Source organism: Paramagnetospirillum magnetotacticum MS-1 (assembly GCF_000829825.1).
In the GTDB taxonomy this organism is placed as follows: domain Bacteria; phylum Pseudomonadota; class Alphaproteobacteria; order Rhodospirillales; family Magnetospirillaceae; genus Phaeospirillum; species Phaeospirillum magnetotacticum.
On record NZ_JXSL01000035.1, the window covers coordinates 81,366 to 102,810 of the forward strand.

Annotated in this window: 23 protein-coding genes, 1 tRNA gene and 2 rRNA genes; 16 read left to right on the plus strand and 10 right to left on the minus strand. The window is 62.5% G+C overall.

Going from position 1 to position 21,445, the window contains the following annotated elements; translation table 11 throughout:
• Positions 1-491: 491 nt before the first annotated feature.
• Positions 492-1,472 (minus strand): helix-turn-helix transcriptional regulator, encoded by a 981-nt coding sequence (locus CCC_RS20630; protein ID WP_041042985.1) that lies wholly within the window; start codon positions 1,470-1,472, stop codon positions 492-494.
• Between the two features lie 117 nt (positions 1,473-1,589).
• On the opposite strand from CCC_RS20630, the gene CCC_RS20635 reads away from it, so the two are divergent.
• Positions 1,590-1,901 carry a hypothetical protein gene (locus CCC_RS20635; protein ID WP_052473439.1) on the plus strand — a complete coding sequence of 104 codons (312 nt, stop codon included), beginning with the start codon at positions 1,590-1,592 and terminating at the stop codon, positions 1,899-1,901.
• Here the strand turns inward: CCC_RS20635 and CCC_RS22300 are convergent.
• Complete coding sequence (locus CCC_RS22300; RefSeq protein WP_152619834.1) at positions 1,850-2,158, minus strand: hypothetical protein; 309 nt, start codon at positions 2,156-2,158, stop codon at positions 1,850-1,852. The genes CCC_RS20635 and CCC_RS22300 overlap by 52 nt on opposite strands.
• 403 nt (positions 2,159-2,561) lie before the next feature.
• On the opposite strand from CCC_RS22300, the gene CCC_RS20640 reads away from it, so the two are divergent.
• From CCC_RS20640 to CCC_RS20695, 11 genes are all read left to right on the plus strand, one after another.
• Positions 2,562-3,746 carry a tyrosine-type recombinase/integrase gene (locus CCC_RS20640; protein ID WP_009868905.1) on the plus strand — a complete coding sequence of 395 codons (1,185 nt, stop codon included), beginning with the start codon at positions 2,562-2,564 and terminating at the stop codon, positions 3,744-3,746.
• Between the two features lie 7 nt (positions 3,747-3,753).
• Positions 3,754-4,605 carry a hypothetical protein gene (locus CCC_RS20645; protein WP_009868904.1) on the plus strand — a complete coding sequence of 284 codons (852 nt, stop codon included), beginning with the start codon at positions 3,754-3,756 and terminating at the stop codon, positions 4,603-4,605.
• 121 nt (positions 4,606-4,726) lie between these two features.
• Positions 4,727-4,981 (plus strand): hypothetical protein, encoded by a 255-nt coding sequence (locus CCC_RS20650; RefSeq protein WP_009868903.1) that lies wholly within the window; start codon positions 4,727-4,729, stop codon positions 4,979-4,981.
• Positions 4,981-5,202, plus strand: coding sequence for a hypothetical protein (locus CCC_RS20655; RefSeq protein ID WP_041042988.1), 222 nt, complete (start codon positions 4,981-4,983; stop codon positions 5,200-5,202). The genes CCC_RS20650 and CCC_RS20655 overlap by 1 nt, the downstream gene beginning before the upstream one ends.
• Positions 5,202-5,528: a hypothetical protein gene (locus CCC_RS20660; RefSeq protein WP_009868902.1), complete on the plus strand. Its 327-nt coding sequence runs from the start codon at positions 5,202-5,204 to the stop codon at positions 5,526-5,528. Before CCC_RS20655 ends, CCC_RS20660 begins: the two co-directional genes overlap by 1 nt.
• Before the next feature lie 2 nt (positions 5,529-5,530).
• Complete coding sequence (locus CCC_RS20665) at positions 5,531-6,391, plus strand: bifunctional DNA primase/polymerase (protein WP_009868901.1); 861 nt, start codon at positions 5,531-5,533, stop codon at positions 6,389-6,391.
• On the plus strand, positions 6,381-7,817 hold the full coding sequence (locus tag CCC_RS20670) for a DNA primase family protein (RefSeq protein WP_009868900.1): 1,437 nt from the start codon (positions 6,381-6,383) through the stop codon (positions 7,815-7,817). Before CCC_RS20665 ends, CCC_RS20670 begins: the two co-directional genes overlap by 11 nt.
• A 483-nt stretch (positions 7,818-8,300) precedes the next feature.
• Positions 8,301-8,813: a hypothetical protein gene (locus tag CCC_RS20675; RefSeq protein ID WP_009868899.1), complete on the plus strand. Its 513-nt coding sequence runs from the start codon at positions 8,301-8,303 to the stop codon at positions 8,811-8,813.
• The gene (locus CCC_RS20680; RefSeq protein WP_009868898.1) at positions 8,803-10,656 is read left to right on the plus strand and encodes a phage terminase large subunit family protein; all 1,854 of its coding nucleotides are present in this window, start codon (positions 8,803-8,805) and stop codon (positions 10,654-10,656) included. The genes CCC_RS20675 and CCC_RS20680 overlap by 11 nt, the downstream gene beginning before the upstream one ends.
• A gap of 148 nt (positions 10,657-10,804) precedes the next feature.
• Positions 10,805-11,656, plus strand: a complete 852-nt coding sequence (locus CCC_RS22305) for a hypothetical protein (RefSeq protein ID WP_152619835.1) — start codon at positions 10,805-10,807, stop codon at positions 11,654-11,656.
• Between the two features lie 13 nt (positions 11,657-11,669).
• Complete coding sequence (locus CCC_RS20695) at positions 11,670-13,175, plus strand: VWA domain-containing protein (RefSeq protein ID WP_041042991.1); 1,506 nt, start codon at positions 11,670-11,672, stop codon at positions 13,173-13,175.
• 33 nt (positions 13,176-13,208) lie between these two features.
• Here CCC_RS20695 and CCC_RS22310 read toward each other — a convergent pair whose 3' ends face one another.
• From CCC_RS22310 to CCC_RS22885, 5 genes are all read right to left on the minus strand, one after another.
• Positions 13,209-13,535, minus strand: coding sequence for a hypothetical protein (locus tag CCC_RS22310; RefSeq protein ID WP_152619836.1), 327 nt, complete (start codon positions 13,533-13,535; stop codon positions 13,209-13,211).
• Between the two features lie 39 nt (positions 13,536-13,574).
• Positions 13,575-13,763: a hypothetical protein gene (locus CCC_RS20700; protein ID WP_041042993.1), complete on the minus strand. Its 189-nt coding sequence runs from the start codon at positions 13,761-13,763 to the stop codon at positions 13,575-13,577.
• Between the two features lie 22 nt (positions 13,764-13,785).
• On the minus strand, positions 13,786-14,415 hold the full coding sequence (locus CCC_RS20705) for a hypothetical protein (RefSeq protein WP_152619837.1): 630 nt from the start codon (positions 14,413-14,415) through the stop codon (positions 13,786-13,788).
• Positions 14,416-14,667: 252 nt separating this feature from the next.
• On the minus strand, positions 14,668-15,684 hold the full coding sequence (gene mamD / locus CCC_RS20710) for a magnetosome protein MamD (RefSeq protein ID WP_041042997.1): 1,017 nt from the start codon (positions 15,682-15,684) through the stop codon (positions 14,668-14,670).
• A gap of 262 nt (positions 15,685-15,946) precedes the next feature.
• Positions 15,947-16,717 carry a hypothetical protein gene (locus tag CCC_RS22885; RefSeq protein WP_236686430.1) on the minus strand — a complete coding sequence of 257 codons (771 nt, stop codon included), beginning with the start codon at positions 16,715-16,717 and terminating at the stop codon, positions 15,947-15,949.
• A gap of 350 nt (positions 16,718-17,067) precedes the next feature.
• On the opposite strand from CCC_RS22885, the gene CCC_RS20720 reads away from it, so the two are divergent.
• Genes CCC_RS20720 through CCC_RS20735 form a run of 4 tightly spaced genes read left to right on the plus strand, consistent with a single transcriptional unit; the run spans position 17,068 to position 20,806 of the window.
• Positions 17,068-18,459: a phage portal protein gene (locus tag CCC_RS20720; protein ID WP_236686431.1), complete on the plus strand. Its 1,392-nt coding sequence runs from the start codon at positions 17,068-17,070 to the stop codon at positions 18,457-18,459.
• The gene (locus tag CCC_RS20725) at positions 18,452-20,251 is read left to right on the plus strand and encodes a prohead protease/major capsid protein fusion protein (protein ID WP_009870287.1); all 1,800 of its coding nucleotides are present in this window, start codon (positions 18,452-18,454) and stop codon (positions 20,249-20,251) included. The genes CCC_RS20720 and CCC_RS20725 overlap by 8 nt, the downstream gene beginning before the upstream one ends.
• Entirely contained in the window at positions 20,251-20,457 is a 207-nt protein-coding gene (locus CCC_RS20730; RefSeq protein WP_009870286.1) for a phage head-tail joining protein, read from the plus strand. Before CCC_RS20725 ends, CCC_RS20730 begins: the two co-directional genes overlap by 1 nt.
• A 4-nt stretch (positions 20,458-20,461) precedes the next feature.
• Positions 20,462-20,806: a DUF2190 family protein gene (locus CCC_RS20735; RefSeq protein WP_009870285.1), complete on the plus strand. Its 345-nt coding sequence runs from the start codon at positions 20,462-20,464 to the stop codon at positions 20,804-20,806.
• Positions 20,807-20,937: 131 nt separating this feature from the next.
• Here CCC_RS20735 and CCC_RS20740 read toward each other — a convergent pair.
• The 3 genes from CCC_RS20740 to CCC_RS20750 all read right to left on the minus strand — a co-directional run.
• Positions 20,938-21,014, minus strand: a tRNA-Met gene (locus CCC_RS20740).
• A gap of 99 nt (positions 21,015-21,113) precedes the next feature.
• Positions 21,114-21,228: ribosomal RNA gene (gene rrf / locus CCC_RS20745) — 5S ribosomal RNA — on the minus strand.
• Positions 21,229-21,322: 94 nt separating this feature from the next.
• Positions 21,323-21,445, minus strand: a 23S ribosomal RNA gene (locus CCC_RS20750); the annotation flags it as partial.

A 21,445-nucleotide genomic window follows, 5' to 3' on the forward strand; every position in this document is an offset into this window, starting at 1 on the left:
TTCTCAATGCGGTGACCATCTCTTGCCTCTTAATTCTGCCATCGGTTTTCGGAACGGGGCCCACCCGCATCATCCAGGCAGTATCTCCGCGTGAGATGTCAGATATGGTCACCTTGCCCCGTAGGGCCTGTCCGTCGTTGCCACAGGCTGTTCACTTACTCTGGCCGTCTGAGTGTAATGGCCGAGTGTGACAGATGCGTTCTCATGTCCCATCAGTTTGAAGACCAACCCAACCTGAATGCCTTATGGTTGAAGGGCTGAGATGAATGCGTGTCGAGCGCTATGTGGCCTAGCCACCATTGTCGGTACGTTCTAACGCCAGTACGCCATTGAGCGCGCGATCTACTTGTAGATCGCTATCATGGCCGGGCGGACTTGTTCGCTTGACTATTAACCACCCAAGAATACGGGCAATTTTGCGAAGAGGATGCGCAGTCGTCGGCCCACGGGATTGAGGCTGCGGGGTACGCGCGGCGTCACTATCGCCCAACTCAGGGTCGGGCGACCCAGGACACTTTACTCCGTTCGTGGATGGCTCTCAATTTCTCCGGCTCTAACACCTCCACGGCATCTCCCCACTGATATAAGTGCCACGCCATTTCCAGCAGGCCGCCAGCTTTGAACCGCACGATCAGACTTCCGTCAGGCTGCGATTCATGGGTCTGGCTTGGGTGAAACAGGAATTCTTTGGCGTCAGTTGCCGCATCTGGGGAGAACCTCCACATCACCTCATACGGCTCCTCTTGGTATAGGCCGAATGATCGGGCGGCGTACTCCGTCAGCGAGAAAGCGGGATCACGAACAAACGAATTCCCCGTCTCCTCCACTCCGATGATGTTCGGGAAGCTATAGCTACGGACCTCGTTCTCCTCGGGCACGAACGCCAGAAGGTAATGCCGCTGCCCATAGAGAAGGCCATAGGGTTGGACGACCCGAGAATGCTCGTTGGTCGAATACCGTCGCCGATACTGAACCCGTATCTCGCGGCATCCCATGATGGCGTGCCTTAGCGTCTCAACGAGTTCGGGGCGGACCTTGGGACGTGGCCCAGGACGCATCGCAATCCCTTCTGCCTGCATCAATGCTTCAAGATCGGGCTCTATTCTGCGCGCATCGTCTGGGCGCAGCGATGCCCGAACCTTCGCCCCTGCTCTCCTTACTGAGGCAGCCGCGTCCGGGCGATTGTCACGCTCAAGAATTTCAGCTGCCGTTTCCATCGCCATGATGTCGTCAATGTTCAGATCGCTGACCCGGCCCAACACCCTGTTTGGCAGTCTCCAACGTTTGGTCCGATCAGGTTGAGGCACTTCTTCAAGCTGCGGAAATACGCGCTCGATTGCATCTCGCATCCGCTGGGCCGTCCGGCGACCGACCCCGAACATTTGCTCGATGTCGGTCAGGGACAGACCGCTATGGGATGCGGACAGTTCCAGCGCCAACTGGAGGAGAGTCTCGGTTCTGTTGTAGCGCATTGACGGAAATTTCCGGACGGCGTTTCGATAATGATGTCCGAATCTGTCATGGGGCGCTAGTACGGTTCGGGCCTCGAATTAAATCATGATGCAAACCAATTTTAAGGGAGGCCGATCATGTACGGGGCAATTGCAGGCGACATCATCGGCTCGATCTACGAGTTCGAGAACCACAAGAGCAAGGCATTCCCGCTTTTCACTGCTGATTCGTTCTTCACGGACGACACCGTCTGCACCATGGCGGTGCTCGAGGCTCTTCTGGACGACGTTGACCCGGCCATCACTTTGCGCAAATGGGGGGCAGAATTCCCTGATGCCGGATATGGGGGGATGTTCGGGTCTTGGCTAAGACGGCCCGACATGCCCCCCTACAACAGCTACGGCAATGGTGCAGCCAAGGGATGCTTGAGCCAAGCCTTGATCACGTAGCCTTCCTGATGGCCGGCCTTCTCCACCGTCACCTCGTCCCGATAGACCTCGAGGGCGTCGCCCAGAGTGGTGCGCTCGGCTAAACTGCGATCGGTGAAGACGTGACGGGCCATCTCGGACTCCGTTACCGCGGCCCACTTTTGAGCCTCGACCTTGGTCCGAAATGTCTTAAACATATCCGGGAAACCCTTGCGGCGGACCCTGGCCTGCCAGCTGACCTTCCCGTTTGTTCCAACGCGCTTGATAAAATCCGCCATGAAAAATCTCCGTGCCAAAAGGATGGCATCGGAGGCCGCAAGAAGTCGATAGGACCAAATTGGAACAGATCATGAAAACTGCAAAGCCAATCCCAATGGAGCAAATTTGGAGCAGAGCATGATATTTGCCCCATTCGAATGCCCAAAGAAAAAGCCTGCAATCCGTTGGGATTGCAGGCTTTTTGGACTGGTTGCGGGGGCAGGATTTGAACCTGCGACCTTCAGGTTATGAGCCATAGAAAGCCCTATATCTAGCACCTTGATCCGTTGACATATTTTTCGTGTTCGTCCTGTAACCCCTGCATTTCCGCGCTTTTCTGTTGATGTCCTCTGTAAATCGACGCAATGTCACGTCAAACGGCACCATACGGTGTGTTGACACAGTGTTGACAGGAATAGCGCCATGTCAGAACGCATCACCGACGCCATCGCCAAACGGGTCAGCGCGGGCGACCGGCCCCAGGTCTTCTTCTGGGACGCCGACGTGAAGGGATTCGGCCTGCGCGTCACCAATCGCGGCGCCAAGTCCTTCATCCTGGATTACCGCATCGGCGGTCGCCAGCGACGCATCACCATCGGCAGCTATCCCGACTGGTCGGTGGCCGCCGCCCGCACCGAGGCCGGCAACCTGAAGCGGGAAGTGGACCTGGGCAACGACCCCATGGGCGAGCGCCATGCCGACCGCGCCGCCCCCACCATGCGCGACCTGTGGGACCGCTACAAGCGCGACCACCTGCCGCGCAAGGCCGCCCGCTCCCAGGCCGACGAAACCATGATGTGGGAAAAACTGGTGCTGCCCACCCTGGGCAAGCACAAGGTGGGCGACGTCACCCACACCGATATCGAGGCCCTGCACCGCGACATCACAGTGAGTCGCGGCACGCCGGTACGGGCCAACCGCGTCATCGAGGTTGTGCGCCGCGCCTTCAATCTGGCGATCCGCTGGGAATGGATCGAGAAGAATCCCGCCTCGGGCCAGTTGCGCAACCCGGAAGAGAAGCGCCAGCGCTACCTGTCGCCCGAGGAACTGTCCCGGCTCTCGGCGGCGCTGACGGCCCACCACGAGCCGGTGTCGGCCGATGCCATCCGCATGCTGATGCTGACCGGCGCCCGCAAGAGCGAGGTGCTGGGGGCCACCTGGGAGATGTTCGACCTGGATGCCGGGGTGTGGACCAAGCCCAGCGCCCACACCAAGCAGCGGAAGGAACACCGGGTGCCGGTCTCGGCCAATGCCCTGACGCTGCTGAAGCGGATCAGGGAAACCGCCGAAGGGCCATACGTCTTCCCCGGCAAGGGCGGCGACCAGCCGCTGACCGACGTCAAACGGTCCTGGGCGGCTGTGTGCAAGGCGGCCGACATCACCGGCGCCCGCATCCATGACCTGCGCCATTCCTTCGCCTCGCTGCTGGTCAGCGGTGGTGCGTCGCTGCCGATCATCGGCGCCATGCTGGGCCACACCCAGGTGCAGACCACCCAGCGCTACGCCCACCTCTACGACGAACCGCTGCGGGCTGCCGCCGACCATGTCGGCAAAACCATCGACATGGCGGGAGAGAAAAAGCATACTGCCCGCACGGAAACAAAGTGAGAACACTATGCCTATTCTCGACTATGGCATGCTGCTCGGCCCCGGCGCCCTGTACCGTGCGCAATTGATGGTCCGCACGGTGATGGCATGGCCCGCCGAGGAGGCCCGCCGCCGCCAGTACATGGCCACGGTGATGTCGATGCATCTGGCGGAACTGGAGGAAGCCGGAGCCAACCTCCCCGACCCCGCTTCCGGGGAAAGCTGGGAGGACACAATCGAGGCCATCGAGCACGCCGAGGATTGGTATGCCAATGTAGAACAGCTTGGGGAATGGTTCGCCGAAGCTGGGGGATACCGCACCGTCGCGGCGGCCCCAGGGTTCGAGGCGTTTACGGCGGATATGGGAAGCCGCCTGGGCGACTGGTTTGCCGCCGGGCTGATCTTGGCCCTGGTGCGTCGCATGGCCACCCACCACCGCGACCTTCCCGGCGGTGCAAGCATCAACAAGGCGGTGTTCATCCTTGAGCGGGTCCACCTCCCCATGGTGCCCCGCAACAGCCATGATCTGCGGCGGGCCTGGAAGACCTATAAGCCGGTGGCCCATTTCTGCGCCGCGTTGTTCGACCTGTTCCTCGAAGCGATGATGATGGGCAAATCGCCGGAGGAATCCGCAGTTCTGATCGAGGAGGAATTGAACGAGGAATTCCTCCTGTTCCTGTCCGAAGCGGAAGCATATTTGGAATTCGGCCTGCGTTACCAGCCGCCTCGGACCAAGGGACAACCACTCCTCCCCCATGACGAAACCTGGACGTTTCCCGAATATCGTCCCTGGCCGAACTCCCCCCGCAAGGCGGCCCCGCTGGACGGCGTGCTTCTGCGGGCTGCCATGGAATATCGCGCACCTGTTCCAAGTGCCTGACTACTGAGCCCCGACCGCTCACTAGAGAAGGAGATTCCCTCACCAATGTCGGGGAAGTGTTCCGGTCGATATCTGGAATGCCGACGCGGCCTTGCGCCGCTTGGCATGAAAGGAATCGACCATGACGGAGACCTCCCCCACCCCGACGGAAACCAACATCTTCCTCGGCTACATTGACGAGGACGAATACTGCCGCCAGCGCGGCATCTCGGTGCGCACCGCCCAGCGCGACCGCCAGCTTCGCCAGTCCCCGCCCTATACGGTGGTCGGCCAGCGCGTCATGTACCGTATTGACAGCATCCGCACCTGGCTGCTGGACCGTGAGCGCCAAGTCGAGCGCAAGGCGTCCGCGCCCCGCGCCGGAGGCCGCAAATAATGAGCGCCCCCGCCCCCGACGCCCTGGCCGACGATCTGCTGATCGGCGCGGCCCAGATCGCCCGCCACATCTTCGGCTCGGACGAGGATCGCTTCACCCGCCGCGTCTACTACCTGATGGGCCGCGCCAAATGCCGCCTGCCTTCGTTCCGCCTGGGGTTTCAGGTCGCGGCCCGCAAATCCACCCTGCGCCAGTGGATCATCAATCAGGAGGTGGTGTGATGCTGCCGTGGGATATTCTGATCGCCGCCGATGACCACGTCGACATCGGCAACAGCATCAAGGACGCCCAGGAGCAAATCCTGATCGTCACCCGCTATGCCCCCGACGACAGCTCTGCCCACCGCGAGGCCGTGGCGGCGCTGGCCAGCCTGGAGCGCCTGCGCACCGTGCTGGACAATCTGTTGCACCAGCAGGTTGGAGACCATCTGGACCCGCGTGGCTTGCGCCCCCTGGTCTATTTCACCGACGTCCGCTTCCGCATTCGCAGCGACAATCCCGTAAGCCAAAAACAGGATGCCTTCATCGTTTGGGCCGTGGAGGGTTGAGCATGGGAAACACCCTCCACCACGCCCACCTGTACCTGTCGCTGGGCCTCGCCGTCCTGCCGCTGCATTTCCCGTTCGAGCGGGAGGGCAGCCTGCAATGTTCCTGCGGCAAGGCGACCTGCCGCCAGCCCGCCAAACATCCCTTCGGGCAGTTGGCGAAGAACGGCCTCAAGGATTCCAGCCGCGACCCGGAGACAGTCCAGCGGTGGTTCGATGGCAGATCGCTCAACATCGGCATCGCCACCGGAACCATCAGCGGCATCATCGCTTTGGATGTCGATCCCCGCCACGATGGCGATACCACCCTGGCGGGCCTGGAGGCCGAACACGGCCCCCTGCCGCCGACGTGGCGCTTCCTGACCGGCGGCGGTGGCGAACATATCCTGTTCCGCCACCCCGGCGGCACGGTGGCCAACAGCGCCGGGCTGCTCGGCCCCGGCCTGGACGTGCGCGGCGATGGCGGATACATTGTCGCTCCGCCGTCCCGCCACATCTCTCGACGCGCCTACGCCATCTCGGTCGATCACCACCCCAACGACGTGCTGCTGGCACCGCCGCCCGAGTGGCTGATGCAACGCCTGTCCCGCCGCAAGCCGGCAGCCAAGGACGCGCCCCAGGAGCGTACCGACTGGCGGGGCCATGTCGGCGCCACCCATGCCGAGGGCACCCGCAACACCGCCCTGGCCAGCCTGACCGGCCACCTGCTGCGCAATCGCGTCGATCCGTTCGCCGTCCTCGACCTGATGCTGTGCTGGAACCGCGCCCATTGTAACCCGCCCCTGGACGATGACGAGGTGTCGGCCACCGTGCGCAGCATCGCCCGCAAGGAAATCGACCGTCGGGAGGCTCACCATGCTCACTGATCCCCTCGACCGCCTGGCCACCCTCAATCAGCCCAACGCCCACACCAACCGCATCGTCGTCGTCAACATCGGTTCCGACATCGAGATCGCCCGGCGCGTTCGCGGCGACCTGGAGAGGGCCTTCGGCGACATCATCCACACCGAGGGAGCCTTCTGGCGCTACGAGCGCACTTGCTGGCACCCGATCCCCGAACCGGAACTGCGCCGCGTCGTCCATGTCTATGACGGTGCCGAATTCATGACCCCGGCTGGTGAACCGTCCAACGTCAAGCTATCCAAGTTCCGCGTCGATTCCGTTCTCCATGAAATGGCGGCCATGATGGCGGAAGAGGATTTCTTCGCCCGCGCCCCAATCGGAATCAACTGTGCCTCCGGCTTCATCCGCTTCATGGGCGAGGGCCTGCCGGTTCTGGAGCCACACCATCAGGACCACCGCAGCCGCCACACCCTGCCCGGCCAATGGCTGCCCGGCGCCGAAGCCCACCCCACCGCAGGATCGCTGCTGGCCCGCCTGCTGGACGGAGTGTTCAAAGCCGACGATGATGCCGCCCAGAAGGTCGATCTGCTGGCCGAGGTGGCAGGCTCCGCCGCCCTGGGCTACGCTACCAAGCTTCGCCAACCCCGCGCCATCATCCTGAAGGGCGAAACCGCCGAGAACGGCAAAAGCCAGATCCTCGACCTCATCCGCAGCCTGCTACCCGCCAACGCCATTTCCTCGGTCACCGCCGGTCGCATGGGAGACGAACGCCACATCGTCGGGCTGGTCGGCAAACTGCTCAATGCCGCCGACGAGCTATCCTCGTCCACCGCCATCGCCTCCGACACATTCAAGGCTATCATCACCGGCGAGCCGGTGCAGGGCCGCGATGTATACAAGTCCCGCATCGAATTTCGCCCGGTCGCCCAGCACCTGTTCGCCACCAACACCCTGCCGGTGTTCCAGGGCGGCATGGATCGCGGTGTCCAGCGCCGCCTTCAGGTGGTCTCATTCAACCGCGTCATTCCGACCGAGGAGCGCATTGAGGCCATCGGTCGGCGCATCGGCGAGGAAGAGCCCGACCTGCTGCTGGCCTGGGCGGTGGCGGGAGCGGCACGCCTGATCCGCAACAAGGGCTTCACCCTGCCGCAATCCAGCCGCACCGCCATGAACGATTGGCTGTTCGGCGCCGATCCCGTCCTGGCCTGGCTGTCCGAGCAGGTCGAAGTCCGCCCGCTGTACAACCCAGAAGCCCGCGTCGCCACCCGCCACGCTTTCGAGCGCTTCCGCGAATGGGCCATCGCCGAGGGTTTCTCCGACCGCACCCTGCCCTCCATCAACGGCTTCGTCCAGCGCATCACCGCCAACACCACCGGCGTCGAGTACCGCCGCACCGGCCAGGGGCGGTTCTTCTTCGGCATGGTTCTCACCGGCCACACCGGCTGGTGACGCAGCAATGTCGCATGAATGACGCTTCCATGAACCGTAAGCCCTTGAAAGTGTTGCAATGACGCACTTACCCCAACAGAACTTTCCTATGTGCGCACACGCGCACGCATACGCGATGGTTAGGGGCTTGGTGCGTCATTGCAACACTTTCAAAGGGTTAGCCGTCACAGGTGCGTCATTCATGCGACACTGGTGCGACACACGGCCCGCATTCCACCCACGACCTGAAGGGGGGGCACGTTTCGCTACCCCCCTTCCCGGATCAGGGCAGGAGGATGGCGTTTCACCACCCCGTCTCAAGCAACGCATCCCCTCACAATCTCTACAAATCGTTCCCAATGAACTGGTCCGCCGCCCAGGCTATACTGTCTTTGAGGTCGAACGAAGGAACGTCCTCCACCAGCCCGGAAGGCACGGTTCCTCCTGGGCCTTTCCCTATGCGGGGAGCCTCAGCGCACGACCTTGCCAGCCTGGGGCCGCACAATGACTAAACTAAACACCGTCGAGACCAAGACCGAGTTCGCCGCCCGCGTCGGCCTCACCAAGGGCCGTATCTCGCAGCTGGTCGCCGACGGCCTGCCGGTCCAGCCCGACGGCACCATTGCCATCGCCGAGGGGCTGGCCTGGATGGAAAGCAATCTCGACCCCGCCCGGCGCAACAAGGGCGGCACCCCGGCACCGGTCGCCACCGGCACCCTGTCGCTGGCCGAGGCCCGGCGCATGTACATGGTGGTGCAGGTGCAACGCGCCCGCCTCGCCTACGACAAGGAACGCGGCCAGGTGATCGACGCCAAGGAAGCGGCGGCGGCGGTGTTCTCCCGCGCCAAGGCCGAACGCGATGCCCACATGGCCTGGGTCAGCCGCACCGCGCCGCTGCTGGCCGCCGAAACCGGCGCCGATCCCCAGGCGACCTTCGCGGCGCTCGACCGGTTCATGCGCGAGCACCTGGAGCATCTGTCCGACACCCCAGTGTGGAGCCTGCGCGATGCAGGGTGAAACCGCCCTGGCGGTGGTGGATCGGGCCTGGCGTCGGGGCATCCGCCCGGAGCCGCCCATCCCGGTGTCCGAATGGGCCGACCGCCACCGGGTGCTGCCGCCTACTTCCGCCGAGCCGGGCCGCTGGCGCACCGGCCGCACGCCCTATCTCAAGGACGTGATGGATGCGCTCTCCACCGCCAGCCCGTTCGAGCGGGTGGTGCTGATGAAGGGCGCCCAGACCGGCGGCACCGAGGCCGGCCTCAACTGGCTGGGCTACATCATCCACAATGCGCCCGGCATCACCATGCTGGTGCAGCCCTCGCTGGACATGGTCCGCCGCAACACCACCGTGCGCATCGATCCGCTGATAGAGACCACCCCGGCCCTGCGCGAACTGGTCTCGCCCGCCCGGTCGCGCGATGCCGGCAACAGCCTGTTCCGCAAATCCTTCCCCGGCGGCCAACTGGTGATGACCGGGGCCAATTCCGCCGCTGGCCTGCGCTCCACCCCGGTGCGCTACCTTTTCCTCGACGAGGTGGACGGCTATCCCGGCGATGCGGATGGCGAAGGCGATCCCGTCGATCTCGCCATCCAGCGCACCGCCACCTTCCGGGGCCGGCGCCGAATCTACATGGTCTCGACGCCGACCCTGAAGGGCCATTCCCGCATCGAGGCGGCATTCCTGGACTCCGACCAGCGCACCTTCCATGTCCCCTGCCTGCATTGCGGCGACATGGCCCCGATCACCTGGGCGCGCATCCGCTGGCCCGAGGGCCGCCGCGATCAGGCGTTCCTGATCTGCGAATCCTGCGGTGGCATCCACCACGAGCACGACAAGCCCGCCCTGCTGGCGGCAGGCGAATGGCGGGCCACGACGGCGGGCGATGGCCGCACCGCCGGCTTCCACCTGTCGGCGCTGTACAGCCCATGGGAGACCTGGGCCGAGATCGCCACCGAGCATGGCCGCGTCAAATCCGATCCGCCCCGCTTGCAGGTCTGGGTGAACACCAAGCTGGGCGAATCCTGGGAAGACCAGGCCGGCGATACCGTGCCCGCCGATCCGCTGATGGCCCGGCGCGAGGATTGGGGCGACCGCTTGCCCGAGGCGGCCACCGTGCTGACCGCTGGCGTCGATGTCCAGGGCGACCGGCTGGAGGTGCAAGTGGTCGCCTGGGGCGCCGACGAGGAAACCTGGGTGGTGGACTATCGCGTGCTGTGGGGCGATCCCTCCGGCCCGCGCGTCTGGGCCGATCTCGATTCCTATCTCGCAACCACCTTCGCCCATCCCAAATCTGTCGCCGACCTGCCCATCCGCGCCGCCTGCATCGACACCGGCGGCCACCACACCAAGGCGGCATACGAGTTCTGCCGCACCCGGCTGGCCCGGCGCATCTGGGCGATCAAGGGCCGTGGCGGCGCCGGCATCCCGGTCTGGCCGCGCCGCCCCACCCGTGTGCGCGGCAAGGTGCCGCTGTTCATCGTCGGCGTCGATGCCGTCAAGGACGCCCTCTACGCCCGCCTGCGCCTGACCGAACCCGGCCCCGGCGCCGTCCATTTCCCCCGCCGGATGGATGCCGACTACTTCCGCCAGCTCACCGCCGAGCGGGTCGTCACCCGCTACGACCGGGGCCGCCCCATCCGCTCGTGGCAGCCGAAGCGGGACGGCGAGCGCAACGAGGCGCTGGACACCTTCGTCTACGCCACAGCCGCACTGCATGGGCTGGTGGCCATGGGGCTGCGGCTCAACGACGAGGCGGCGGCGATGGCGATGCTGCCGACACGGGGGGCGCCGGTCATGCCGAGCACAGCTCCCGCCGCCCGCCCGGCGCTGGCGCAGATCCGGTCGCGGTGGATGGGGTAGGCGAGATTCATATCTTGAGCGACCGGGGGGTTGTGCCACAAACCGTCATTTACCAACCCTGTTGGGGGCTATCGGCTTTTGGCATGGGCGGTAATACCGGATGTGCTAGTCTAAGCGATTATGGCCGTTGCCCATTTGGGGGGGGATTATGCCGATACTTCTTATCGCTCTGTCAGCATGTGGATTTTTGGCCGTCATGGTTGGCGTGTCTAAACTGGCTGATCGCAACAAAACAAAGCCAGCCCCCAAAGATAGCCGTTCAATAAATTTTCAGGGTATCGATGACGCTGGGAAACTGACCCGGCAGAAGGCCGAGCTTCAGCTTCGGGTGAATGCGCTTGCCGCAAGAGAAGATACGCTTCTCGCCTCTATCCGTGAATTTGAGCAGGGAGTGGATGCCCGTAAAGGCGAGAAGCTGGCTGCCGAGCAAGACGAAATCAATGCTGCTGTCACGGCCAAAAATGCAGTTGAGGCTCGTGTTAGCGAGCTTCGCGAGAGTGGGCGGAAGCTGGCCGATGTCGTCTCTGACCTTCAGGCCGACGCCGACCGTAAGAAATTGCATGTGGATGAACTATCCGCCGACGTTGCCGATCTCACTCGGACCAAGGACGCTCTCGATGAGAGCATCACCAATCTCTTGGCTCGGCAGCGTGAGATTGAGGCTGAGATGGCCGAACTGGATCGGGATATCGACGAGCGCCGCCGGGAAAAAGTAGCCGAGATGGAAGAGGCCGTCGCCGCACAGAAGGAATTGGCACTGTCCAAGATCATGGCGTGGACGGAGTCCGAGAAATCGCGGCTTCAGGAACGGTTCGAGAGCAGCTATCAGACCGAGGTCACTGACTTGCGGCGTCAGCTGATCGAGAAAGTTACAGCCGAATTCGACAGCATCCATGAATATTTCTCGACCTTCGCCTCGGAGCGGAAGCTCATGGCCGAGACCGAGATCAAGGACTTCCTTGCGGAGAAGCGTTCGACCATTCTGTCCAACCTCGAATAGACGGGAGGCGGACATGCTTGCTCGCATCATTCTGGCTGCCGCCCTGATTGTCAGTGTTGTTCTTGGCCCGGTTCGTCCAGCTTCAGCCCAAGAGCAACCGGACATTATCATCCTGTTCGATCAATCGGGATCGGTTGGAAAGCATGATCCAAAACTCGCCTCCAAGGCCTGGCTGCTTACCTTCCTGAAGACCTTCGACAATCCGTATAAGATCGAAATCGTCGGGTTCGACGAAGCCCTGTACCGCCACCTCGCCATCGATCGCGACACCACCACCGACATCAATGCCGTGAACCGGGCCATTGACGGCATTGAAACGGTCGGCAAGGCGACGGATTTGGAGATGCCCTTTCGCTATCTGCTGAATTACGCGAAGCCTTCGACGAAACTGGCCGTGATCATATCCGATGGTGAGCCTGAGATTTGGGATGCCAAGCTCGGCTATCTCAGCAAGGAGGTTCAAGCGGACCCCCGCTATGACGATCTGAACCGTCAGTATCAACAGATGAAGGATGCCGGGGTCTCTAAACGCAAGCGATTTGAAAAGCTCGGTGCTTTGTACCACGCCCGCAATATCGATCTGATCGAAGGCCAGATGCCCGGCATCGCGAAGCTGATCGGGGATCGACTGATCATCTGGGATTTGTCGGGGACATCATACTATCTGAAGACCTGGGCCAAGGCGGCGGGAGCCCAATATCTGCCCATGCGGGTGGCTGTTCAGGAAAACCCGGTCGAGCAATTGCAGAAGGCCATGACGGCCTTGCAGCAGCATTCCAGTGCTATCGTCAAAGAGGCTCTACCTGACGACCATGAGCACCGGGCGGCAGTCGCCTTGACCACAATTCCCGAGATCGCTGCGAAGGTTCAGCCGAGGGAGCAACCCGCCCCAAAGCCGCTATCTCCCCCCATCGAAACAAGGGTGGCTGAGCCGGTTGCGCCCCAGCCCGTAGCTCCTGCGGATACGCAAGCCAGTCAGTCACCCATATGGGGGATTTTTCTTGTGTTGTTGGGCGGAGTTATTGGAGCTTTGATCGTCTACCGGCGACGAGCGGCTGCCAAGGCCGAACCAGCCGTTCCGGTGGACCTTGCCTCCCAGTACATAGACGCCAAGGTCAAAGGCGCCCTTGATGACGCGGAGAAATTACGGCGGAAACTTCTTATCGCGGAAAGCGAAGCTGTCAAGGTCGAGCGACGGTTTTCATTGCGTGTTGCTGTGCCTTCCGGAGCCATGGAAATTCAATGGATCAGTGCTGATGGTGAGAAGCGGGAAACGGCTGCCATCAATCTTTCCATGCACGGTGTCAAATTCGAAACTCATGGAGCCGAGGTCAAGGCCGTCACCAAGATTATCTGCCCGAATATGGATGTGGTTCTGGGGGTGAATAAATTTCAGGAAATCCGTCGTGATGGTAGTCGCTCCGTTGCCCTTTTGATCGAGTTTGAAAACAATCTCGACGACTGGATGCGGTGGGTAGAAATCATTACCCGGATCGACCAGACTGCCACAAAGCAGTGAGCAAGGGACAGAGGGAGGACGCTGAAAATCATCTTATCCTAATTGACGGTGCTGCCCATCTCTAGAGGAACAGTACCGCTTGTGGTGAAGTTCTGATGCCATGTTGCGGAAAATCTTTCCGCAGGAATCGCAAAAGAACAGATGAACGAGGGAGGGCAGTGATTTCCGGCATCCGATTTCACTGAGTGTACGGCTGCCACGAACTGCGGCGAGTTTCGCAGGGTTTTGGCCGAGAATGGCACGCATCGACTGCGTAATGTCCTCATTCAAATCGAAGAGCTTATCGCCGAAAATCCCATTCCTGCGCGACCATGCGATCACGACTTTTGATGCAAGCCACGCCAGTTCTTCCTCATCCATGGGACACCGCTGCATCCTAGATATGGAACGAGTGCAACATTATGTGATGGGTTCAGCCGCACCGGACAACTTGCGGCAGACATAGAAACCGCCCGCAGCGGTCACCAGTGACAAGCCGATCAAGACACCGACACCCATGCTGGCGCTCAAGATCAGGATGGCGGCTTTGCCCAAGCCTGGAGCACTTGCGGCAGCGATTTTCGATCCAGTCACGGTGCTTGTGATCATGATATCCTCCCAACCCTCTGATTTAGCGAAGAGCCTCCAGGATCGGATCGTCTTCGCCGCGCGAGCGCCTAGCTTTTTTAGGGCGTTTGACCATGCTGGTAGGCTTACTCGTTTTCACACTCGACCATGTCGCCGTTGTTCGTTGCAAAACGCTCCAAAGCTTGAGAAATAGACTTTCCCGACCGTCCCAAAGGGTGGCGGTTTGCTTGTGATACTGAACCTGGGACATCTGTGGGCTGGAGGGTAGATGGGCCGAGGAGCTTTCTTCGCCAACGCTCATGCCCGATTGGTGTGGTGAGTTATCCGCCACTTTATCCACAATTTGGTCCAGCGAGCTGGCGGCGATCATCAGGTCTGCGACTAAATCAATGTCCCAATCGGAGTTCCAGGCCGCCCTGGCTTTAGCCACCTCCAGATGAAGTGACAGCATGGCGAAGCTCTTTTCGGAAACCTCGGTCAGACTGTCCGTCCAACCCTCCGTTTCCCCATAAAGTAGGGCCGCTTCAAAAGCCGTCGCAAAGCATGCCAAATCCGTTAGGGCGTGGACGGTTGCACCATTGGCCATGAAACGAATGATGCTACTTGGTGGGCTTTCGAGATGGGCATTTGCTGATGAACGGTATGCATTCAGACCAGCTTCAACCTTGGGCATGAGCGCGAGGCATTCATCAATGAATGTGCCTCGATCCCCACGCTCTACGTCGTTGTCTTTCCGCTCCGATGGGGGCGTGACAATGCTTGAACACGCAGCAGCGCAGGGTATTTCACCTGATGCATTGGAACAGGGGCTTGTCCGCTTTCGGCCTTTTTGAGGGACATTAGTCACAGACCAACGTCCTCCTGTTCATACCGAGCTTACGCCGCACGAAGTGTGATCACGTAAGGGGTAAGCATATCGTCCTGCCTAAGCCATCACTGCGTCCGAAATCGCGTCATCAACCTCGGACGTTGTCGAGGTGGTCCGGGCCTTGCGGTAGCGGTAAATGCCGTAACCGGCTGCGGCGATGACGCCACCCAGGATGACAGGACCAGCAGCGCCGAGTCCCAAACCAAGGCCCAAGCTCATGCCGGTACCAGTCCATAGAGTGCCGACAGCGGCGGCACCCTTGGTGGCGGCGCCAGCAGCGGCACCCTTGGCAACCGAACCCGCCACAGCAGTTTTACCGGCGGTCTGCAATGCCACAGTCTGCATGGCACCCTTGGCGGCGATTGCGGTTCCGGCCGCGCCCTTGGCGGCGACACCAGTCACAGGATTGAGAACCAGGAACTTGCTCGTCGTACCGGCCATCATCGGAGATTCGCCAATAGCGAAGGTCTTGCCGACCAGCCACGGCATTTGCCCAGCACCATGTTGAACCTTGAGGACCACCAGATCCTTCATGGTGGCAGCGGTTTCACCAACGGGCTGAAGGAAGAGCCAATTTGCGGCTCCATTCCCAGCGGCAGTGGTCTTCGCCACCATGAAAGTCTTGCCGGTCATCATCTGGACCTGCCCGGCCTGTCTTGCGCCTTCGAGCTTCATCATGATCATGCCGTTCCCGCCGCCCTGGGTGGCGGCAGCAGTCAGACCACCAGCACCGGCAGCGCCCGCAGCAACGGCAGCGCCCTTTGCCGCGATACCGGCTTTGGGGCACAGCACAAGCCATTTGCTCACGCCATCTGCAACGAGGGGGGCTTTTCCGATGGTAACGGTCTTGCCCACCATCCCGGACAACTGCGCGACCTGACGGGCACCCTCCAGCTTGAGGGCAACGGCCCCCTTTCCAGCGGTAGCGCCAGCGGGGTTCAGGAATAACCAGTGTCCCATTCCATTCCCAGTAGCAGTAACTTGGCCGACCGTGTAGGAATTTCCGGTCATCGACGACAGGAGAGCTGCCTGGGTGGTTCCCTCGACCTTGGCCATGATCATTTGGTCAAGCATGCTAACAGCTCCCTAAACAATGACGCAGAGCGACAAACCGTTCTGCTGAAGATACCCCGAGTCCCTTCGGAGAGATATAGGCTGGTATGCGCATATATCATAACACGCCCCCATTCTCGCAAGCTGAGGCGAAATCTGTCCAGAGAAATTTATTGTGGATACTGGTTTGCTCTAATAGTAAGAGGCGCTCGCAACTATGTGCGGGGGCGATCTGGCTGTGAGTTTTCCTATTTCTGGAAATAATGCTTCATGAAAAAGGGGGCTACACGTTGGCGGCAGCTTCCTTCCGCTTTCGCGCCCGAGTAGCCGCCAGCTTGGACTCTGTTGAATGCTGAAGGTCCAAAGCAGCTTTTGCCCTCCGCTTGGCGGCAGCTGCTAACTTGATGGCCTGCTTGGCATTGGCGCCAGCCGCTAATGCACGCTTCTCAGCTTCGTTGGCCTCGGCGATTAGCTTCTCGGCGGCTGCAATTTCGGCGGCAAGCTCCGCAGCCAGGGCCGCTTCATCATCAGGTGAGGATACCAGCTTTCTAAATGCTCCGTATCCTGCGGCGAAAACAGCATCAGCCATTGACGCGACTTGGGAGACTAGTGTGGCGGTCTCTTGACCACTCTTGGTCCGAGAGCGGGGTTTGCCCTTTGGATTGGCGGCATACATCCGATAGGCCCCATACCCAGCAACGCATACGGTTCCCACAAGCAATGCAGGCCCCCAAGCGCCGAGACCTAAGCCGAGGCCGAGGCTCAGCCCTTTTCCGGAAAATATGGATGAAACCAGCTTGGTCCCGTTCGCGATCCCGGCTGAGGTCACGTTGATAGTTCCGGAGCCGACCCCGGTAAGGTGGGTGTAGGGGATGCTGATCTTGCCGAGAGCGATGCTGGCAGGGGCAGCCTTGGCAGCTCCAGCGCCCACCCCAGAAAGATTAGAGGGCGGGAGTACCGTCTTTCCGACAATGGCACCTACAGACTTAACTTTCGCTGCACCAGCGCCACTTTTGAGGTGGCCGAGCTTGCCCAGGGCGTCAGGTGAACTCATGCAGCATCCCCAATGCTTCGGAAGGCCATAACTACGGTGCTGTTTGCGCAAAAAGTACTAATAATTTAAAGGTTATCGTATCACGATGCCGTCAACAAGACGCCTCTTCAGAACCCATTTAAAATGGCTCATTGTGGGTCAGGTCCGCCCCTTTAAATCCGCCTGTCGGCAGGCCCTCATACAATGGGGCCAAGAGCGACCGTGATGCTCCAACTCCTGTCTTTCTGCGCCATTTCCGTTTGAAAATCCTGCTGACAGTTGCGACCACACCTCCTTTCTGCTTCTCCCCACCAATCTTTCCCAAACTCTCTGAATAGCCAGGGAATCCGCCGTCTCCGATAATCGGGGGCATGTGGAAATCACTTCTCCGTGCCGTTGGGCTCGACCGCCGCCGCTCGTTTGACGCGGCTGGCGGTGGTCGGCGTTGGGACGGCGCCCGCACGGTGGACGGGCTCAATGGCTCGATCCAGGCCGGTGCTACCACGGCGGCACGGCGGGCCGGCTGGTACGCCCGCAACAATCCCTGGGTGTCGGCGGCGGTGCAGTCGCTGGCGGCCAATGCGGTGGGCGCCGGCATCAAGCCGCGCTCGCGCCACCCCGATGCCAAGGTCCGCGACGCCCTGCATTTGCTGTGGGACCGCTGGACGGATCGGGCCGATGCCGCCGGCCTGACCGATTTCTATGGCCTCCAGGCCCTGGCCTTCCGCGCCATGGTCGAAAGCGGTGAGAGCTTCGCCCGCCTGCGCGTTGCCGCGGACGTTTCCCCGCTGCCCCTGGCCATCGACCTGCTCGACCGCGAACAGGTGCCGCTCGACCTTCACCGCGACATCGGGGCCGGTGCCTGCATTCGGGCCGGCATCGAGTTCAACGCCAATGGTCGCCGCGTCGCCTATCACTGCTATGCCCATCGCCCCGGCGACGCACTCGCGCCGCTGTCGCTGGACACCGTGCGCCTGCCGGCCGGCGACATGGCCCATCTGTTCCAGCCGCTGGCGCCGGGGCAGGTTCGCGGCATCACCTGGCTGGCCCCGGTGCTGCTGCGCGTCCATGAACTCGATCAGTACGAGGACGCGGCCCTGGTCAAGGCCAAGGTCGCCGCCCTGTTCACCGGCTTCATCCGCGATCCCGACGGCACGGTGGCCGGCTTCAATGACGGCAGCGGCATCGGTGGGGTGCTCCAGGTCGGCATGGAACCGGGCAGCCTGATCCCGCTGCCGCCCGGCGCCGACATCCAGTTCTCCGATCCGGCCGATCCCGGCGATTACGGCGCCTACACCAAGACCCACATCCGGGCCATCGCCAGCGGGCTGGGCCTGCCCTACGAGCTGGTCTCGGGCGACCTCGAGGGCGTCACCTATTCCAGCATCCGCGCCGGGCTGGTGGAGTTCCGCCGCCGCATCGAGCAGGTCCAGCACACAGTGCTGGTGCATCAGTTCTGCCGCCCGGTGTGGGAGCGCTTCGTCCGCCTCGCCGTCCTGGCGGGCCACCTGCCCGCCGCCGGCTTCGACCGCGATCCGTCCGCCTTCCTCGCCTGCGACTGGCTGCCGCCCAAATGGGATTGGGTCGATCCTCTGAAGGACGCGCGGGCCGAGATTGAGCAGATCAAGGCGGGGCTGAAGAGCCGAGGCATGAGCATCGCCGAACGCGGCTACGACGCAGAGGACGTGGATGCCGCCATCGCCGCCGACCGCGAGCGGGAAAAGCGCCTCGGCCTGACCATGGAGGCGCCCAACAATGGCTGACCTGATTACCCGCCGCAGCACCCTGGCTCCCGCCAGCATCGATGCTCAGGCCCGCACCGCCGAGGTGGTGTGGAGCACCGGGGCCGGTGTCCGCCGCCGCGACCTGTCCGGCCCCTACGAGGAGCGGCTGTCGCTGGCCCACGAGGCGGTGGACCTGTCGCGCCTGATCGGTGCCTCGGTGCTGGACGCCCATCGCCAGGACGCGGTGCGCGACGTGCTGGGCACCGTCCGCTCCGCCTCGGTCGATGGCCGCGAGGGCGTGGCCCTGGTGCAATTCTCGGCCCGGCCCGAGGTGGAGCCGGTCTGGCAAGACGTGATGAGCGGCATCCTGCGCCACATCTCGGTCGGCTACACCGTCGAGCAATGGGCCGAAAGCCTGGACAAGGGCCTGCGGGTGCTGACCGCCACCCGTTGGACGCCCATCGAAATTTCCCTGGTCCCGACGCCGGCCGATCCCGGTGCCCATATCCGCATGGAGGAGAGAATGCCCGAACCCGTCACCACCATCCCCGAAGGGGATGGTGTCCAGACCCGCGCCGCCATCAATGCCGAAATCCGCTCCGTCGCCCGCGTTGCCGGGCTGGGCCAGGATTTCGTCGATGGCCTGATCGACCGTGACGCGACCGCCGACGAGGCCCGCCGCGCCGCCTTCGCCGAACTGGCCCAGCGCAGCGCACCCATCATCCGCACCGAGCAGCCCCGCGTCGAACACGTCGCCAGCCACGACGATCCCGACACCCGTGCCCGCCAGATGGGCGAGGCGCTCTATGCCCGCATCAATCCGGCCCATGCCCTGTCGGAACCGGCCCGGCGCTACGCCTATTCCACCTGCGCCGAGATGGCGCGGGAACTGCTCACCCTGCGCGGCCATGCGGTCACCGGCCTGTCGCCCGCCGCCATGGTCACCCGCGCGCTCCACACCACCAGCGACTTCGGCATCATCCTGGGCGACACGGTGGGGCGCACCCTGCGCGCCGCCTATCAGGCCGCGCCTTCCGGCATCCGCCAACTGGGCCGCCAGACCTCGGCCCGCGACTTCCGCGCCGTCAACAAGATCATGCTGGGGGAAGCGCCCCTGCTGGAGAAGCTGGGCGAGCACGGCGAGATCAAGGCTGGCACCATGGCCGAGGCCCGCGAGGCGTACAAGATCGAGACCTGGGCGCGCAAGATCGGCATCACCCGCCAGGTGATCGTCAACGACGACCTCGACGCCTTCTCAGACCTCGCGCGGCGCATGGGCCAGGGCGCGGCCGAGACCGAGGCCCGCCTGCTGGTCGAACTGGTGGAGGCCAATTCCGGCAACGGGCCGAAGCTGTCGGACAACAAGCCGCTGTTCCATGCCGACCATGGCAACAAGGCGGGATCGGGCGCTGCCATCTCCGACACCACCCTGTCGGCGGCCCGACTCAGCTTGCGCACCCAGAAGGGCATCGAGGATCGCGTCATCCGGGTGACGCCCAAATACCTGCTGGTGCCGCCGACCCTGGAGACCGAGGCCGAACGCTGGCTGGCCTCGGTGGCGGCAGCCAAGGCGGCCGACGTCAATCCCTTCGCCGGCTCGCTGACCATGGTGGTCGAGCCGCGCCTGTCCAGCGCCAGCCGGTGGTACGTCACCGCCGATCCTGCCGAGATCGACGGACTGGAATTCGCCTACCTCTCGGGCAGCGAGGGACCGCAGGTGGAATCCAAGTCGGGCTGGGACGTGGACGGCGTCGAGATCCGGGTGATCCTCGACTTCGGCGCTGGCTTCGTCGATCACCGCGGCTGGTACGCCAATGCGGGGGCTGCGTAATGGCCGACCGCGACCAGCTTCTGGCTTGGCGGGAGGCGCTGCTGCGCGCCCGCTACGCCGGCACCCGCATTGTGGAATGCGACGGGCGCAAGGTGGAATACCGCTCCGATTCCGAGATGGCCTCGGCCCTGGCCGATCTGGAACGCCGCCTCGGCATCGCAAACCGCGTCACCCAGGTGCGGATCAATTCGAGCAAGGGAGTATGAGACCATGAAGAACTTCATCCAGAATGGCCACATGATCACCGTGCCGGCACCGACCGGGGGCGTGGTGTCGGGCCAGGGCGTGATCGTCGGGGCGCTGTTCGGCATCGCCGCCACCACCGCGCCGGAAGCGACCAATGTGGAAATCGCCACCACCGGGGTCTATGATCTGCCGAAGGCTCTGGCAACCGTGTTCGCGCTTGGTGATCGGGTGGCCTGGGACGATGCCGCCAAAGTGATCGCCCCGCCCGCTGCCGGGCTGTACCCGGTGGGCGTTGCCGTCACCGCCGCCGGCAATGGCGCGGTCACGGTGCGCGTGCGGCTGGACGGGGTGGCGACGGCAGCGGCATAACGGTCGCCACGCATTGACACGCCGCGCCAATGGTCGCCTGGGGATTTGTTGACATGGCGTTGACATGACTTTCCGGCCATCGCAGCCGAAGAATCAAAAAGCCCGCAAGTCATTGGACTTACGGGCTAATTTGGTTGCGGGGGCAGGATTTGAACCTGCGACCTTCAGGTTATGAGCCTGACGAGCTACCGGGCTGCTCCACCCCGCGGTAAGGCGTTGGGCTTTGCGGGCCCTTAAAAGCGTTACACCGGCCTTTATGGGCCGGTGTTTTCATCGTGAAGGTTTTTCTTGTTCGTTTCCTTTGAAGACCAGGCAGCGTCCTACTCTCCCGTGCCTTAAGACACAGTACCATCGGCGCAGAGGGGTTTCACGTCCGAGTTCGGGATGGGATCGGGTGGAGGGCCCTCGCTATGACCACCTGGTCGTCGAAGGAAACGAAGAAGAATTTCTGATCTGATTAGTACCTTCGTGCACTGATACAAGTATTTCATGTGTCGGGCTTGCCGCTACGCATGGGCGATCAAGCCGATCGAGCGATTAGTACAGCTTAGCTTCACGTGTTACCACGCTTCCACATGCTGCCTATCAACGTGGTGGTCTTCCACGGCTCTGATAGGGAAACCTGGTTTTGAGGGGAGC